Below are 14863 nucleotides of genomic sequence, written 5' to 3' on the forward strand. Positions count from 1 at the left end.
ATGCGAGGAGGGCGCATGCTACCATCGACTCGTGGCTCTGACCAGCCCTTTTATGATCGAGCCCCCTTTTTCTGCACCGGAGACACCAATGCCCCAACTATGGGTCGACGCCGACGCCTGCCCCAGAGTCGCTCGCGACATCATCGTCCGCGCCGCCGAACGCACCACCACCCAGACCTGGTTCGTCGCCAACCACCAGATCCCGTTGCCCAGTTCGAAGTGGGTCAAGGCCATGGCGGTGAGCCACGGCTTCGACGCCGCCGACAACGAGATCGTCAGCCGCATCGCACCCGGTGACCTGCTGGTCACCGCCGATCTACCGCTGGCACTGGAGGCGCTGGACAAGGGGGCCATGGTAATGACCAACAGAGGCGAGACCCTGGATCGCAACAACATCAAGGCACGCGTGCAGATGCGCGACTTCATGGAGACGCTGCGTGCCAGCGGCGAGCACACCGGCGGCCCCAAGGGCTACTCGGACAGTGATCGACGGGAGTTTGCCAACGCCCTCGATCGCTGGCTGGCCAGGCACGCACGCTGATCGAGCCGCCCGGACCGGCTCACGAGCCGGTCCCCTCCCCCACCCACGGCTCACCAGCGGATCCTCTCCGCCAGCGTCTGACTCAGCCCTGGTAGACGCCTTCTGAGGCCAGACGCTCTCTGTCGTGGTCCCGATCCAGTCTCAGCACAGGCCCCAACGGCACGATGGCGTTGGGATTGATGGTGTCGTGGCTCATATAGTAGTGGCGCTGGATATGATCCAGGTCCACGGTCTCGGCGACACCCGGCCACTGGTAGAGCTCGCGCAGGTAGTGCGACAGATTGGGATAGTCCTCGATGCGATAGAGGTTGCACTTGAAGTGGCCATGGTAGACGGCATCGAAACGCACCAGGGTGGTGAACAGACGAATATCGGCCTCGGTCAGCCAGGCTCCGGCCAGATAGCGATGATTGGCAAGCCTCGCCTCGAGCCTGTCGAGACAGGCGAACAGCGCCGAGACGTGACGTTCGTAAACCGCCTGATCGGAGGCAAAGCCCGCCTTGTAGACACCATTGTTGATGTTGTCGTAGACGTCGGCGTTGATCTCGTCGATGGTCTGGCGCAGGAACTCGGGATAGAAGTCGAGACGATTGCCGGTCAGCTCGTCGAAGGCCGAGTTGAACATTCTGACCAGTTCGGCCGACTCGTTGTTGACGATGCGCTTGCGCTGCTTGTCCCACAGCGCCGGGACGGTCACCCGACCGGTGTAGTGAGGGTCGGTCAGGGTGTAGAGCTCATGATGAAAGCTCACGCCGTTGATCGAGTCACCACTGGAGCCTTCGGCCTCGTTGTAGCTCCAGCCCTTGTCGCCCATCAGCGGACTGGTGTGGGAGACGTCGATCAGCGCGTCAAGCCCCTTGAGTCGGCGCATGATCAAGGTGCGATGGGCCCAGGGACAGGCCAGACACACGTACAGGTGAAAACGTCCCGCCTCGGCCTTGATGCCTGGCTGGCCATCGGGGCCCGGCGCGCCATCGGCGCTGACCCAGTCTCGCAACTGGGCGGACTCTCGCACGAACTCGCCGCCGGTACTCTCGGTGTCGTACCACTGGTCGTGCCAGACCCCATCGATTAACAGTCCCATACGGTCTCTCCCGTGAAGCGCCTTGGAGAGCCCAGCATACGGTGGAAAGAATCGACTACAAGCGCACATTTTGCCGCCAACCTTTCGATTCTTTCGAACCCATTGCCTCCGATGTGCCCAGACCTCAGCAACTGCAGTCCCGGACAGCCTGACGCAGATGCTCCGCCATGGCCCTGGTGGCGGGTCCCGCCCGGTCGGCGTCGCGATGATACAGCTGGATGGGCACCTCACGCGTACCGCCGGCCTGCAGCGGCAATGGCTTGAGCCGGCCACTGGCCAGTTGGTCGCGAATGCGGGTCTTGGGCAACCAGGCAAACCCCAGCCCGTGCTCGAGCATCTCTACCGAGGTGGCGATATGGCTGACGGTCCAGCGCTGCTCGGCCTTGAGCCAGCCCGAATCGCGCGACGCCCTTTGCGACGAGTCCCTCACCACGACCTGGCGATGGTGCTCCAGATCCCTGAGGTCCAGCGGCCTGCTCATGGCATGTAGAGGGTGGTCCGGGTGAGCGACCGCGATAAAAGGCACGCTGACCAGGGGTTCGCCCAGGTAGCCTGACGTGGTCACCCCTGACACCACCAGGTCGGCTCGGCCATCCTCGAGCATTTCCACACCACCATTGAGTACCGACTCGTGCAATTGCAGCCTGACTTGCGGAAGAGCGCTGGAGAAAGCTTCCATCGCCTTGGCCAGTACGTTCGAGGGAAAGATCTGGTCGATGCTCAGCACCACCTCGGCCTCCAGGCCTTCCCGCAGTCGAGCGGCGATATCCACGAGCGCGTCGGAGCTCTCCAGCAACTGGCGGGCACGGCGCAGCAGCAAGGCCCCTTCCTCGGTAAGCCGAACCTGCCGCCCCACCGGTTCCAGCACCTTGACCCCCAACTGCTCCTCCAGCTTGTGCACTGCATGGTTGAGGGTCGAAGGGCTCTTGTGAACGGCTTCGGCGGCCCTGGCAAAGCCACCGTGATCGACCACGGCGGCCAGCATCTGCCACTGTGCGAGCGTGACACGCGACATGCTTGAATCCTTTTGACGATATCCATTGAGCATGCCAGCCGACGGCGCCAATGACACGACTTGGCATCGATGAAAGTCGCATCGATGAAAATCACGATACGCCCCTCCCGCGCGAGGCCTTGTACGGCGCCTGGCCAGTCATTGGACTTATATCAACAAAATGAGACTTATCGTCCTTCAGGGGGAGTAGAAAGCACTACGACTTACCGGGGGGTTGCATTTGTTCAACGCTAAGGGTCCAATGAACAACAGTTAATAAACAGCGTTCGAACAGGGTTTTGTCACAGCTTCATCCATTCCTGGCGCCCCCGGTCACATAAACCACCGGGCGATGCGCCATCCGCTGTATGGCCATACAGTCTAGGCATACCATACTTCATGGGGTATGGTGCAATAGCCTATATATTTACCTTCATCAATTTTTCTATGGCCCTTTTACCATGATGCGAATCCTCCATTCGCTGCCCCGCACGCACAAGCTGCTGCTGTTACCCGTTGCCACCATGGTCACCGTGCTGGGCGCCCACAAGATTGTCACCACCTACGAAGACGTTCAGCGAGGCAATGAATCGCTGGAGTCAGTTCTGGTTCCGCTAGGAGAGTCTGCCTCGCCGGAACTGCCATCGCTGAACTTCGAGCGAACCCAGGTCGCCGAAGCCATCGACCTGGCGCTGGATGCCACCAGCCAGCACATCCCGATTTCCCAGCTCAAGGCCAGCGAAATCGTCGACATCGACTTCGTCGACGAGGCCCACGCCGACGTCAAGTTCGAGAACGCCATGCGTTCATCGTCGGGACTACCTCCTCTTACCTTACAATCCTCTCGCACGCTTCCTGGCGCCGCTGATTCATCCACCGCGGCGCCAGTTGCGTTGGACGGCAATCCGCAGCCGCCCGCCTTCAAGCTCGACGAAGGCTCCCTGCATATCGCCGTGGTGCTCGGCACCGTGGCCAGTGGGCTGCTGGAGCAGCAGTCACTGGACGTCGCCAGCGACGCCACTTCCTATGAGGATGTCAGCGAAGACGAGCTCGAACTGTTCGATGAAGGCCCGATCGTGCTCGAGGAAGAGATTGCGGCCAACGAGCCGTTCGTCCCGACCTGGCAGACCTATCGCGTCCAGCAGGGCGACACCTTCGCCGAAATGGCCGAAAAGACCCTGGGGCTGGGCTACAGCGAGGTCATGGCGCTGCTCGAGGACCTGCCCGACCAGAACGTGCTGACCCGCTGGCGCGTCGGTAACACCTTCGAGTATCAGCTTGGCGAGGACGGTCGACTGCTGGCGCTGCGCATCATGAAGAACGTGCGCGACGGCTACCTGATCGAACGCCAGGATTCAGGCTTTGACGTGGCGACCATCGAGCGTGCCGGCGAAGCCTCACAACGCCTTTACGCCGGCACCGTGAGCGGCAGCTTCGCTCGCTCCGCCGAGGCCGCAGGCCTGAGCCGTGCCGAAGTCTCGGAGATGGCACGGGTGCTCGAGAAGAAGCTCGACTTTCGCCGCGACACCCGTCGCGGAGACAGCTTCCGGGTACTGGTCGAGTCCGACATCATCGACGGCCAGCGCCTGGACCCCCGCGTGCTGGCGGTGTCCTACGACGGCGAGCGCATGGACCTGACGCTGGTGCGCAATCCCGAGGACAACAACTTCTACACCCCCGAAGGCCAGAGCCTCGACCCGGCCTTCAACCGCTACCCGTTCTCCGGCAGCTACCGCATCAGCTCCAACTTCAACCTCAACCGCCGCCATCCGATCACCGGCCGCGTCAGCCCGCACAAGGGCACGGACTTCGCCGTGCCGATCGGCACCGGCATCGAGACCCCGGCCAATGGTCGCGTGGAAAAGGTCGGCAACCACCCGGCGGCGGGTCGCTATATCGTGATTCGTCACGACAATGGCTACAAGACACGCTACCTGCACCTGTCGCGCCCGCTGGTCAGCACCGGACAGCGCGTGACCATGGGCGAACGGATCGCCCTGTCGGGTAACACCGGTCGCAGCACCGGACCTCACCTGCACTACGAGGTCATGGTCAACAACAATCAGGTCAATGCGATGCGCGTGGCCCTTCCGGAAAACCAGAGCCTGTCCGGTCAGGCGCTGGCCTCCTTCCAGCAGGAAACCGGCCCCACCCTGGCCGCGCTTCAGACCGCCAAGCCCGGCTCCGAAGTGGCGCTGGCCAACGACCTGGCCGCCGACAGCGACATCTGATGCTCCGCTGCGGTTGATCACGACAAGGCCCTGCAACAAGGCCCTGCAACAAGGCCCTGCTGCGACACAGCAGGGCCTTGTCGTTTCAGCCCAGGAGACTGGGGCAGAGGAGACAGAGCCAGAGGAGACAGGGGCACACGAGAGACAGGTGTAGAGAAGACAGGCTCAGTCGGTTCGGTGCCAGGCGCAGCAGCACCCTACAGCGCGTGGTATTCACCCGCCTGCCGTCCTCAGGCGCGCCCGCGCCAATAGTCCATGCGCCGGACCAACTGGTCCTTCCAGTGTTGCGCCAGGGCTTCGACACCGTGCAATTCGGCCATGGTATCCAGGGGCGCCCTGCGGTCTTCCAGCACCCGCCAGCAGGCCTCCACGCTCCACCTTTCATCACCGCGCTCGACCACCTCGATGACAGGCCCCGGCGCAATCCATCCTTCCTCCAGCACGCGGTAGAGCCAGCCCATCCGGGCCTCCTGCATAAAGGCCCGCGCCAGCCCCGGCTGGCCGGTACGGGCATCGACCTTGGCGCAGGGTTGCCTGGGCTGGGTCACCTGCACCAGCGCTTCGCCGATGCGATAGACGTCACCGATACGCACCTCGCGCTCATCGGCCCCTTGGCTCGCAATATTCTCACCCAGCACGCCGGCCTCCAGCACCACACCGGCGTCGGGATAGCGCTCGCTCCAGCGGGGATAGTGATCGGCGCAGTAGTGACACAGGGCGCGGTCCACCCCACCGTGGTCGACCTGATTGGCCTGGCTGTCATTGGAAAGCCCCAGTCGGGACAGCCATTGAGGCTCAGCGGCAGCGACCTTGTAGATACCACTCTTCTCACCGAAGCCCGGCAGCATCTGCGGCTCGCTGATATAGGGCCCCCTGACATCTGAAAATTCCATCCTTGCCCCCATCCTCCTTCTCTTGTCGCTATTCGCCGCCCATGCTTGAGCGCTTGTCGTGCTCCTTGCCCCCGCTTGCGAATGCCGCCTGGGAATCCTCCGGCTCCGCTGGACGCCCTGCATCAAGACGCACCGGTATTCAGCCGCCACGTGCGCCTTCATACATGACCATCCAGGCGACGCCGAAGCGATCCTTCACCAGGGCAAAGCGCTCGGCCCAGAAGGTTTCCGACAGGGGCAACATGATCTCTCCACCTTCAGCAAGCCCGGAACAAAGCCGTTCGGCTTCTTCGCGCGTGTCCACTGACAGCGCCAGAGAAAAGCCCTGAGGCGCCTCCCCAGAGGCGTCCGACCCCATCAGCACATGACCCGCCACCTCGATCTGCATATGCATGATGTGCTCTGGTGACGGTGTGCCCGCTTCCCCGCATCCAGCATCAGGTGCATCGGCGGGCATGTCCCTGTAGCGATGAAGCTCGCTCACTCGGCCGTTCATCAGCTCGGCATAGAACGCCAGGGCCTCTTCACACTGGCCGTCGAAAAACAGGTAAGGGTAGATTTGCATGAGCTTTTCCTGATGACTCAACGACGTTCTTTCGATGCTCGGGTCGGCGGTCCGAAGGACTGGCGCCGGACGTCATCAAGATAGCCCAGAAATCACTTCGACGAGGCGTAGTAGTCGTCCAGCAGCCGCATTCCCTGCTCGATGTCGGCGGTCACCGCGCGACAGAAGGCGTCCCTGTCCCCCCGGCGCAGCGCCTGGGTAATCTCACGATGGTGATCGTCGGCGATGGCGGAGCCGCCCCAACGCGTGCAGATAAAGCCCATGCTGGGACCGTATTGCTGCCATAGCTGCTCGACCAGCGGCAGCAATACCGTCGAGCCGCTCAGCCGGTAGATCAGAAAGTGAAAGGCGTGGTTGCCACGCATATAGCTCTTGAGATCAGCAGCTTCGATGGCACGATTGATGCCATCGTCCAACGCCTCCAGGGCGTCGATGTGCTGGTGCTCGATCGCGGTAAAGGCTTGCCGGGCCAACTCGGTTTCCAGCCGCCTGCGGGCGAACAGCACCTCGGTGAAGCGCTCCCGGCTCAAGTGCGGCACGATGATCTTGCGGCTGTCGACAAACTGCAGAGCCCCCTCGCTCACCAGCCAGCGCAGCGCCTCCCGAGCAGGCATGGCGCTGGTGTCATAGCAGGCGGCGATGCCGCGGATCGAAAGCACCTCGCCCGGACTGAAGGCCCCTTCGCACAGACGACGCCTCAGGTCCCGGTGAATTCGGGTCGAGGCGGTATCCGGCAGGTAGGGCGGAGGCGATGGTTCCGTGCCGATCGGCGCGACCATGGCGTCATCGCTATTGTCAGTATGAACGTCGGTCATTGCGCTTCCTTGTCACTCCTCTGTCCATTCCTCTCAGCCATTCCGCTCTTTATTCCCTTCTCCATTCCGCTCTCCATTCCTTTCTGCCATTCCGCTCTCTATTCCCTTCTCCATTCCCCTCGCCATTCCCCTCGCCATTCCTTTCTCCACTTCACTCCTCACGCCAACCCACTATAACTTTTCTATCACTCCCCTTTTGCTTCTTTTGCCGGCCGCCCGTCGACCGCTCGTCTGTCACCATCGGCGGAAAACCCGACAGGCCGCTGGCCTGCCACCATCACGGCTATATCTACCTGCGTCTGGCGTCAAGACTAGCCCATCTCGATGACGATAGCCCACGCCGAGACGCCGCAGCCTGGGCCGCCCAGGGTCGAATTCGCATCTTGTGCGCATCTGCAAGCCCTGCTAGTGTGATCACAACATGTGATCACACCAATAACAAGCTGCCATCGTTTCGGGAGTCGTCATGAGCGAACCGCGCTGCGCGTCCTACTACGCCGCGACCATCCACGAAGAAGCCGAATACCCCAGGCTCGAGGGCGAGCATCGGGTCGACGTTGCGGTGATCGGAGGCGGCTTCACCGGCGTCAACACCGCGCTGGAACTCGCCGAGCGTGGCTACCGGGTAGCGCTGGTCGAGGCCAACCGGATCGGCTGGGGGGCCAGCGGTCGCAATGGCGGTCAGGTCACCGGCAGCCTGTCGGGGCAGGATGCCATGCTCAAGCAGCTCTCCGGCCCGCTAGGGCGAGAGGCAGCCGAGAACTTCGTCTGGGATCTTCGCTGGCGAGGCCACCACATTCTGCGTCAGCGTGTCGACAAGTACGCCATCGCCTGTGACCTGAAGTTCGGCCACCTGCACGCCGCCTACCGACCGAGCCACATGGCCGAGCTTAAGCGCGACGTCGAAGCGGCCCAGGGCCACGAGATCGCCCGGCACCTGAGTTTGCTGGACGCCGATCAGACGCGCGAACTGGTGGGCACCGAGCTCTACCATGGCGCGGTGCGCAACGACTACAACATGCACCTGCACCCGCTGAACCTGTGTCTTGGCGAGGCCCGCGCCCTTGAGGACCTGGGCGGCTTGCTGTTCGAGGACACCCGGGTCACCGAGATTCGCCACGGCGCTACCCCCTGTGTCGTCACCGAGCGTGGCCAGATCCACGCCGACAGCGTGGTGCTGGCCGGCAACGCCTATCACCGGCTGGAGCGCAAGGCGCTCAAGGGCAAGCTGTTCCCCGCCTCTCTCGGCATCGTCACCACCGCCCCGCTGAGCCGGGAGCAGCAGGCCGCGATCAATCCCCAGGACCTGGCGGTCTACGACACCCGCTTCGTGCTCGACTACTACCGCCTGACCGCCGACGGTCGCCTGCTGTTCGGTGGCGGCGCCAACTATTCCGGCCAGGACTCAGCGGATATCGGCGCCGAACTGCGCCCCCGGCTCGAACACACCTTCCCGCAGCTCAAGGGCATCGCGCTCGACTACCAGTGGCAGGGCAAGGCGGGCATCGTGATCAACCGCATCCCTCAGCTCGGCAAGCTGTCACCCAACGTCTTCTACGCCCAGGGCTACTCGGGCCACGGCATCGCCACCTCGCATATCGTTGGCAACATCATGGCCAGGGCGGTCAGCGGTCAGCTGGAGGAGTTCGACCTGTTCGCCGACATGCGCCACTGGCGCATCCCGGTCAGCGAGCGCCTCGGCAACGGCCTGTTGGCCGCGGGCATGTGGTACTACCAGTTGCGCGAAAAACTGCGCTGAGCGTCCGCCGCCGACTCGCCGTCGGCAGCTCGATATCGACCGGACCTTTCACCATCAACGACGCCAACGACAACATCAACGACAACCAATAGCTGTCACGCCACGCTCCTGATCGACGCGACCCACGGCCATCGCCAGGTCGCTTCACCAACAACAATGATCGTCCAGGAGGACATCCATGGAAGCGTTTTTCCCCGCAGGCGGCTGGCTGGTGCTGCTGCCCACCGCCGTTGTACTGCTGCTGGCACTGTGGAGCCGTCGCGCGCTCGAGCCGCTGGTGGCCGGCGCCTTCGTCGGCACCCTGTTGATCGAGCCGACCAGCGCCCTGTCCACCCTTTCCGAGAGCCTGCTCAACGTCCTGACCGACGAGGACGTGGCCTGGGTGATCGCGGTATGCGGGCTGATGGGCTCGATCATTGCGCTGCTGCTGAAATCCGGCGCCTCGCGTTCCTTCGCCGAAAGCCTGTTGCGCTACATCACCAGCAAGCCCCGGGCGCTGCTCGGCTGCTGGTTCATGGGCATCGTGCTGTTCGTCGACGACTACCTCAACTCCCTGGCGGTCGGCACCTCGATGCGTCAGGTGACGGACCGCTTCAAGACGTCGCGAGAGATGCTGGCCTACGTCATCGACTCCACCGCCGCACCGATCAGCGTACTGATCCCGATCTCGACCTGGGCGGTGTTCTTCGGCGCGCTGATCGAAAAGAACGGCCTGGCCGCCGACGGCCAGGGAGTCTGGACCTATATCCAGGCCATCCCCTTCATGTTCTATCCGTGGATCGCGGTGGCCATGGTGCCGCTGGTCGCCTACGGCAAGATTCCGCTGTTCGGCCCGATGAAGCGCGCCGAGCAGCGCGCCCAGCTCGAGGGTCGCTGCGTGCCGCCCGGCGCCGAGCACATCGATGAAGAGATCGCCCACCTGGCGGCCAAGGACCAGACACGCAGCAGCGTCTGGATGTTCCTGCTGCCGATGATGTCGCTGGCCTTCTTCACCTGGTACTTCGATCTCGATTTCCTGATGGGCATCTTCGTGACCCTGGCCGGCATGATCGTGGCCTTCATCGGCCTGAAGAAGCTGACCCCCGGCGAGACCTTCGACAACATTCTGGAGGGCTTCAAGTCGATGCTGGATGCCCTGGCGGTGCTGGTGGCGGCCTTCATGTTCAATGACGTCAACACCACCCTGGGACTCAACGAGTACATCATCACCACGGTCGAACCGCTGATCAACGCCCAGATCCTGCCCTTCATCATCTTTGCGCTGATGGGCTTCGTCTCCTTCGCCACCGGTTCCAACTGGGGCGTGTTCGTGATCATCCTGCCCATCGTCACCACCCTGGGCCACAATCTGGGCGCCGACATGACGCTGGTGATCGGTGCCACCCTCTCGGCCAGCACCTTCGGCAGCCACGCCTGCTTCTATTCGGACGCCACGGTGCTGACGGCCCAAGCCAGCGGCTGCACGCCCTTCCAGCACGCCTTTACCCAACTGCCCTACGCGGCCCTGGCCGGCTTGCTGGCCGCCGCCCTCTATCTGGTACTGGGATTCATGTGATGACGAAAGCACCGTCCAACGACGCCATCTTCTGGTCACACCGAGACAACGGGCGAGTCCCACTCGCCCCCCTCTCCATTGATAAACAGGCCATCGGTGAACAGACCGGGGATAAACAGGCTATCGATGAACAGACCGGGGATGAACAGGCAGACGTGGTCATTGTCGGCGGTGGCTTCACCGGCCTGTGGACCGCCTATCACCTCAAGCGCCTGGCCCCGGAGAAAGACATCCGGGTGCTCGAGGCCAGGCGCTTCGGCCACGGAGCCTCCGGGCGAAACGGAGGCTGGGTGGTGGGCAACCTGGCGGGCCTCGAGCGGCACCTGAAGGGCCTGTCCCTGGCCCGGCGCCAGGCGCTGTGCGAGCTTTTGTCCGCCAATGTCGACGAGATCGGCGCGACCCTCTCGCAGGAAGCCATCGACGCCGACTTCCACAAGGGCGGGGCACTCTACGCGGCGGCCCGCTACCCGGCCCAGGAGGCGCTCCAGCGGGACTACCTCGCACACCTGCTGGAACTCGGCCATCGCCAGCATGACTGCCGCTGGCTGTCCGCCGACGAACTCAGCGACCGGGCCCGCTTCCGCCGCCCCTTCGGTGGCATCTTTCATCGTCAGGTCGCCACGCTGCACCCCGGCAAGCTGATCGATGGGCTGGTCGCGCGACTCGCGGCCATGCAGGTCAGGCTTTACGAACAAAGCCCGGCGACGAGCATCGACGCCGGCAAGGTGACCACGCCCCAGGGCAGCATCCGCGCACCGATGATCGTGATGGCCACCGAAGGCTACAACACCCTGCCCCAGCTGCGTCCCCACCTGGTCCCGGTCTCCAGCCTGGTGATCGCCACCGAGCCCTTGAGTCAGAGCCAGTGGGACGCTATCGGCCTGGCACAGCGACCGACCTTCGCCGACGCCAGCCGGTTGATCAACTACGGCCATCGCAGCCGCGACGGTCGCCTGATCTTCGGCGCCAGGGGTCGCTACCGCTTCAACGCCCGTCCGCGTCACCAGGCCTCCATCACCCAGGGCGACATCCAGATGCGCAAGGCGCTGCTCCAGGATCTGTTTCCCGACCTCGGCGAGGTCGATATCAGCCACGGCTGGGGCGGCACCCTGGGCCTCTCGCGCAGCTTTCGCCCCCACGCCCTCGTCGATCGGCGAGCCGGCATCGCCACCGCCGGCGGCTATGCCGGCGAAGGCGTCGCCGCCAGCCACCTGATGGCGCGCACCCTGGCAGAGATGCTCTGTGGACAGGACACACCGCTGACACGGGCCCCCTGGGCCTTCGATGGCTGTGCACTGGACCAGGTGGTTCGTCGCTGGGAGCCCGAACCCCTGCGCTGGCTGGGCGCCCAGACCATCACCCTGAGCTACGCCACCGAGGAGGCCCTGGCGTCGCGTGAGCGCCACCTGCCGCTGATCGGCCCGGCGCTGAGCCGACTCAACGACCGTTTTGCCGCCGTGATCGAGTAGACAGCGACAGCCGCGATGCAGGCCGCACACTCGTCACCTTGCCCCGGAACTGCCAAAGGAGACACCGCCATGTTGATCGTTCATAGCGACGCCACCCGCGACCGTCGCACTCTCACCGAGCTGTTTGCCGGCCAACTGGTCGCGCCCTTCGAGTGTCCCGAGCGGGTGGACTACATCATCGAACGCGCCAGGACCGAGTCCATCGGCGAGATCCGCGGCCCCGACGAGCATGGACTGGAGCCGGTGCTGGCCATCCATGACGCGGACTACATCGACTTTCTGCGGGTTGCCTGGCGCGACTGGCAGGCGGCCGGTTACGAAGGCGAAGCGATTCCCAATATCTGGCCGACACGGCGGATGCCCGGCGGCCCCATACCCCGCCATATCGAGGGCCGCCTTGGCTACTACGCCCTGGCCGGAGAAACCTCGCTGAACGCAGACACCTTCGAGGCGGCCCTGCTCAGCAAGGACATCGCCCTGACCGCCGTGGACCAGGTGCTCGACAGCGGCGCGCCAGCCTTCGCCCTGTGCCGACCGCCCGGCCATCACGCCGCGCGGGACCAGTACGGCGGTTACTGCTTCATCAACAATGTGGCGGTATCCGCCCAGCGGGCACTGGACCGGGGCCACCAGCGGGTCGCCATCCTCGACATCGACTTCCACCACGGCAACGGCACCCAGGACATCTTCTACGAGCGCAGCGACGTGCTCACTCTCTCGCTGCACGGCGACCCCATGGACGAGTTCCCCTACTTTCTCGGCTTCGCCAACGAGACCGGACGAGGTGAGGGCGAGGGCTACAACGTCAACTACCCCCTGCCCAGCGGCACCGACTACGCCCGTTGGGCGCAGGCGCTGGATGACGCCATCGCGCGCGTCAGGGACTTCGCCCCGGACATGCTGATCATCGCCCTCGGGGTCGACACCTTCGAGAACGATCCGATCAGCTCCTTCACCCTGCAAAGCGACGACTACCTGGACATCGGCGCCCGCCTCAAGCGCATCGGTCTGCCCACACTATTCGTGATGGAAGGCGGCTACGCGGTGGAAGAAATCGGGGTCAATGCGATCAACGTGCTCAAGGGCTTCGACAACGCCTGAGCCCCGGCACACGGCACAAGACACAAGGCACAAGGCACAAGGCACGACCGATTCGACGAAAACGCTCGACGCCCCGTACGACATCAGTAGGTCGCTTGTCCCGGACGGGCGTCAGCGCCACGCGAGCACCGCCGGTTTCCCATACTGGTTTGCCACGGGGACCGTGCACGGCTCGGCGAAACGTCTCCCCCGACGCAGCCACCAGACCGCATCGACGACGGCAACCTGAAACGGGCGGTAGACCACGCCCTGAGCCGCGCTCAGAACAACAACAGCAACAACAGGAACCGACCCATGACACAACAACGACGTTCCAGCCTCCCCGAGGCCCCCGACGGCCAGGACAGCGGCCTCAAGCGCATCCTGGGCCTGCCCGCCCTGGTGTTCTTCGGCCTCGCCTACATGGTGCCCCTGACCGTATTCACCACCTACGGCGTGGTCACCGAAACCACCGGCGGCCATGTGCCCATGGCCTACGTCATCACCCTGGCGGCGATGTTCTTCACCGCCTACAGCTACGGCAAGATGGTCGAGCACTACCCTACCGCCGGCTCCGCCTACACCTACACACGCCGCGCCTTCGGTGGCCGTGTGGGCTTCATGGTGGGCTGGGCGCTGCTGCTCGACTACATCTTCCTGCCGATGATCAACTACCTGGTGATCGGGATCTACATGAAGGAGGTCTTCCCCGCCATCGATCAGGGCGTCTGGGTGGTAGGAGCCATCGTCGCCGTGACCGCACTGAACATCCTGGGCATCAAGCTGGTGGCCAAGATGAATCTGATCATCATCGGCTTTCAGTTCGTCTTTCTGGCCACTTTCATCGCCATCTCGCTGAAGGTCATCGCCGGTGGCGAAGCCCCCTCGCTGCTGGCGCCCTTCCACAGCGAAGGGCTCCAGTGGACCACCATCGTCGGTGGTGCCGCCATCCTGTGCCTGTCGTTTCTTGGCTTTGACGCCGTCTCTACCCTGTGCGAGGAAACTCGCGAGCCCAAGCGTGACATCCCCCGCGCCATCATGCTGTGCACCCTGATCGGCGGCGGCCTGTTCATTCTGGCCTCCTGGGTCGGGCATCTGGTGTTTCCCGACTATCACAACTTCGGCAGCGCCGACTCGGCCGCGGTGGACGTGATGCGCCGCGCCGGCGGGGGCTTTTTGGTCGCCTTCTTCACCGCTGCATATGTAGCAGGCTGCTTCGCCTCGGCCATGGCCGCCCAGGCCAGCGTCTCCCGGATCCTGTTCGCCATGGGCCGCGACCAGGTCCTGCCCAAGGTCTTCGGCAAGCTCAGCCAGCGCTACGGCACCCCGCTGGGGTCGACGTTGATCGTCGGCGCCATCTCGCTGATGGCGCTGGTCATCAGCCTGGAGCTGGCCGCCACCATGATCAGCTTCGGTGCTCTGGTCGCCTTCTCCTTCGTCAACCTTTCTGTGATCAAGCACTACCTGGTGGATGAGCACCTGATGCAACCCAAGAACCTGCTGCGCTACGGCGTCATGCCAAGCGTCGGCTTCCTGTTGACTATCTGGCTGTGGTCGAGTCTGTCGCTCAACACCTTCCAGGTGGGACTCACCTGGGTCGCCGTCGGCTTTGCCTACCTGCTCTATCTGACCCGCCTGTTCAAGGTCGAAGTACCGGACCTGGAGCTCAAGGAAAACTGAGCGCTGACCGCGGCGCCTCCGATCAGAGCGTCGCGGTTTACAGCCCCTGCCCACAGCGCCGACATCCCGGGATGTCGGCGCTCTTCTTTGGCGCACCACAAACCTTGCAAGATCGCGCATCGAGGCATCGCATCGACCTTTTTTCCGGCCGTGTTGTGGCAAGGCACAGCCATGAAGAGCACCGCTGCAGGACTGCC

The 14863-nt window shown here is 63.7% G+C and carries 12 protein-coding genes; 7 read left to right on the top strand and 5 right to left on the bottom strand.

Going from position 1 to position 14863, the window contains the following annotated elements:
* Nucleotides 1-88: 88 nt before the first annotated feature.
* Nucleotides 89-541, top strand: coding sequence for a YaiI/YqxD family protein (locus tag KUW00_RS12385; protein ID WP_045991898.1), 453 nt, complete (start codon nt 89-91; stop codon nt 539-541).
* A gap of 82 nt (nt 542-623) precedes the next feature.
* Here the strand turns inward: KUW00_RS12385 and KUW00_RS12390 are convergent, their stop codons facing one another.
* Both KUW00_RS12390 and KUW00_RS12395 read right to left on the bottom strand, forming a co-directional pair.
* Nucleotides 624-1625 carry a glutathione S-transferase family protein gene (locus KUW00_RS12390; protein WP_045991897.1) on the bottom strand — a complete coding sequence of 334 codons (1002 nt, stop codon included), beginning with the start codon at nt 1623-1625 and terminating at the stop codon, nt 624-626.
* Between the two features lie 124 nt (nt 1626-1749).
* On the bottom strand, nt 1750-2640 hold the full coding sequence (locus KUW00_RS12395; protein WP_045991896.1) for a LysR family transcriptional regulator: 891 nt from the start codon (nt 2638-2640) through the stop codon (nt 1750-1752).
* A 440-nt stretch (nt 2641-3080) separates the two neighbouring features.
* Here KUW00_RS12395 and KUW00_RS12400 point away from each other — a divergent pair, with 440 nt between their 5' ends.
* A complete protein-coding gene (locus KUW00_RS12400) occupies nt 3081-4850 on the top strand; it encodes a peptidoglycan DD-metalloendopeptidase family protein (protein ID WP_108449703.1) in 1770 nt (589 codons plus the stop codon).
* A gap of 230 nt (nt 4851-5080) precedes the next feature.
* Here KUW00_RS12400 and KUW00_RS12405 read toward each other — a convergent pair whose 3' ends face one another.
* The 3 genes from KUW00_RS12405 to KUW00_RS12415 all read right to left on the bottom strand — a co-directional run bounded on the left by KUW00_RS12405 (nt 5081) and on the right by KUW00_RS12415 (nt 7123).
* On the bottom strand, nt 5081-5743 hold the full coding sequence (locus KUW00_RS12405; protein ID WP_162816517.1) for an MOSC domain-containing protein: 663 nt from the start codon (nt 5741-5743) through the stop codon (nt 5081-5083).
* 139 nt (nt 5744-5882) lie between these two features.
* Entirely contained in the window at nt 5883-6329 is a 447-nt protein-coding gene (locus KUW00_RS12410) for a VOC family protein (RefSeq protein ID WP_124802494.1), read from the bottom strand.
* Nucleotides 6330-6400: 71 nt separating this feature from the next.
* Complete coding sequence (locus KUW00_RS12415; protein WP_108449706.1) at nt 6401-7123, bottom strand: GntR family transcriptional regulator; 723 nt, start codon at nt 7121-7123, stop codon at nt 6401-6403.
* A gap of 466 nt (nt 7124-7589) precedes the next feature.
* Here KUW00_RS12415 and KUW00_RS12420 point away from each other — a divergent pair, with 466 nt between their 5' ends.
* The 5 genes from KUW00_RS12420 (at nt 7590) to KUW00_RS12440 (ending at nt 14666) form a co-directional block, all read left to right on the top strand.
* A complete protein-coding gene (locus KUW00_RS12420; protein WP_108449707.1) occupies nt 7590-8882 on the top strand; it encodes an NAD(P)/FAD-dependent oxidoreductase in 1293 nt (430 codons plus the stop codon).
* A 178-nt stretch (nt 8883-9060) separates the two neighbouring features.
* A complete protein-coding gene (locus tag KUW00_RS12425; RefSeq protein WP_045991891.1) occupies nt 9061-10437 on the top strand; it encodes a Na+/H+ antiporter NhaC family protein in 1377 nt (458 codons plus the stop codon).
* Nucleotides 10437-11906 carry an NAD(P)/FAD-dependent oxidoreductase gene (locus tag KUW00_RS12430; protein ID WP_222569203.1) on the top strand — a complete coding sequence of 490 codons (1470 nt, stop codon included), beginning with the start codon at nt 10437-10439 and terminating at the stop codon, nt 11904-11906. Before KUW00_RS12425 ends, KUW00_RS12430 begins: the two co-directional genes overlap by 1 nt.
* Before the next feature lie 69 nt (nt 11907-11975).
* Complete coding sequence (locus KUW00_RS12435; RefSeq protein ID WP_108131523.1) at nt 11976-13007, top strand: histone deacetylase family protein; 1032 nt, start codon at nt 11976-11978, stop codon at nt 13005-13007.
* A gap of 294 nt (nt 13008-13301) precedes the next feature.
* Nucleotides 13302-14666, top strand: a complete 1365-nt coding sequence (locus KUW00_RS12440) for an APC family permease (protein ID WP_045991889.1) — start codon at nt 13302-13304, stop codon at nt 14664-14666.
* Nucleotides 14667-14863: the final 197 nt, after the last annotated feature.

This window comes from Halomonas sp. DP5N14-9 (genome assembly GCF_019802175.1).
Taxonomy (GTDB): Bacteria; Pseudomonadota; Gammaproteobacteria; order Pseudomonadales; family Halomonadaceae; genus Halomonas; species Halomonas litopenaei.

Bases quoted from the DNA above. Each gene is read 5' to 3' on its own strand.
- KUW00_RS12430 (WP_222569203.1), top strand. From the start codon at position 10,437: ATGACGAAAGCACCGTCCAACGACGCCATCTTCTGGTCACACCGAGAC.
- KUW00_RS12405 (WP_162816517.1), bottom strand. From the start codon at position 5,743: ATGGAATTTTCAGATGTCAGGGGGCCCTATATCAGCGAGCCGCAGATG.
- KUW00_RS12420 (WP_108449707.1), top strand. From the start codon at position 7,590: ATGAGCGAACCGCGCTGCGCGTCCTACTACGCCGCGACCATCCACGAA.
- KUW00_RS12435 (WP_108131523.1), top strand. From the start codon at position 11,976: ATGTTGATCGTTCATAGCGACGCCACCCGCGACCGTCGCACTCTCACC.
- KUW00_RS12425 (WP_045991891.1), top strand. From the start codon at position 9,061: ATGGAAGCGTTTTTCCCCGCAGGCGGCTGGCTGGTGCTGCTGCCCACC.
- KUW00_RS12415 (WP_108449706.1), bottom strand. From the start codon at position 7,123: ATGACCGACGTTCATACTGACAATAGCGATGACGCCATGGTCGCGCCG.
- KUW00_RS12440 (WP_045991889.1), top strand. From the start codon at position 13,302: ATGACACAACAACGACGTTCCAGCCTCCCCGAGGCCCCCGACGGCCAG.
- KUW00_RS12390 (WP_045991897.1), bottom strand. From the start codon at position 1,625: ATGGGACTGTTAATCGATGGGGTCTGGCACGACCAGTGGTACGACACC.
- KUW00_RS12395 (WP_045991896.1), bottom strand. From the start codon at position 2,640: ATGTCGCGTGTCACGCTCGCACAGTGGCAGATGCTGGCCGCCGTGGTC.
- KUW00_RS12400 (WP_108449703.1), top strand. From the start codon at position 3,081: ATGATGCGAATCCTCCATTCGCTGCCCCGCACGCACAAGCTGCTGCTG.
- KUW00_RS12385 (WP_045991898.1), top strand. From the start codon at position 89: ATGCCCCAACTATGGGTCGACGCCGACGCCTGCCCCAGAGTCGCTCGC.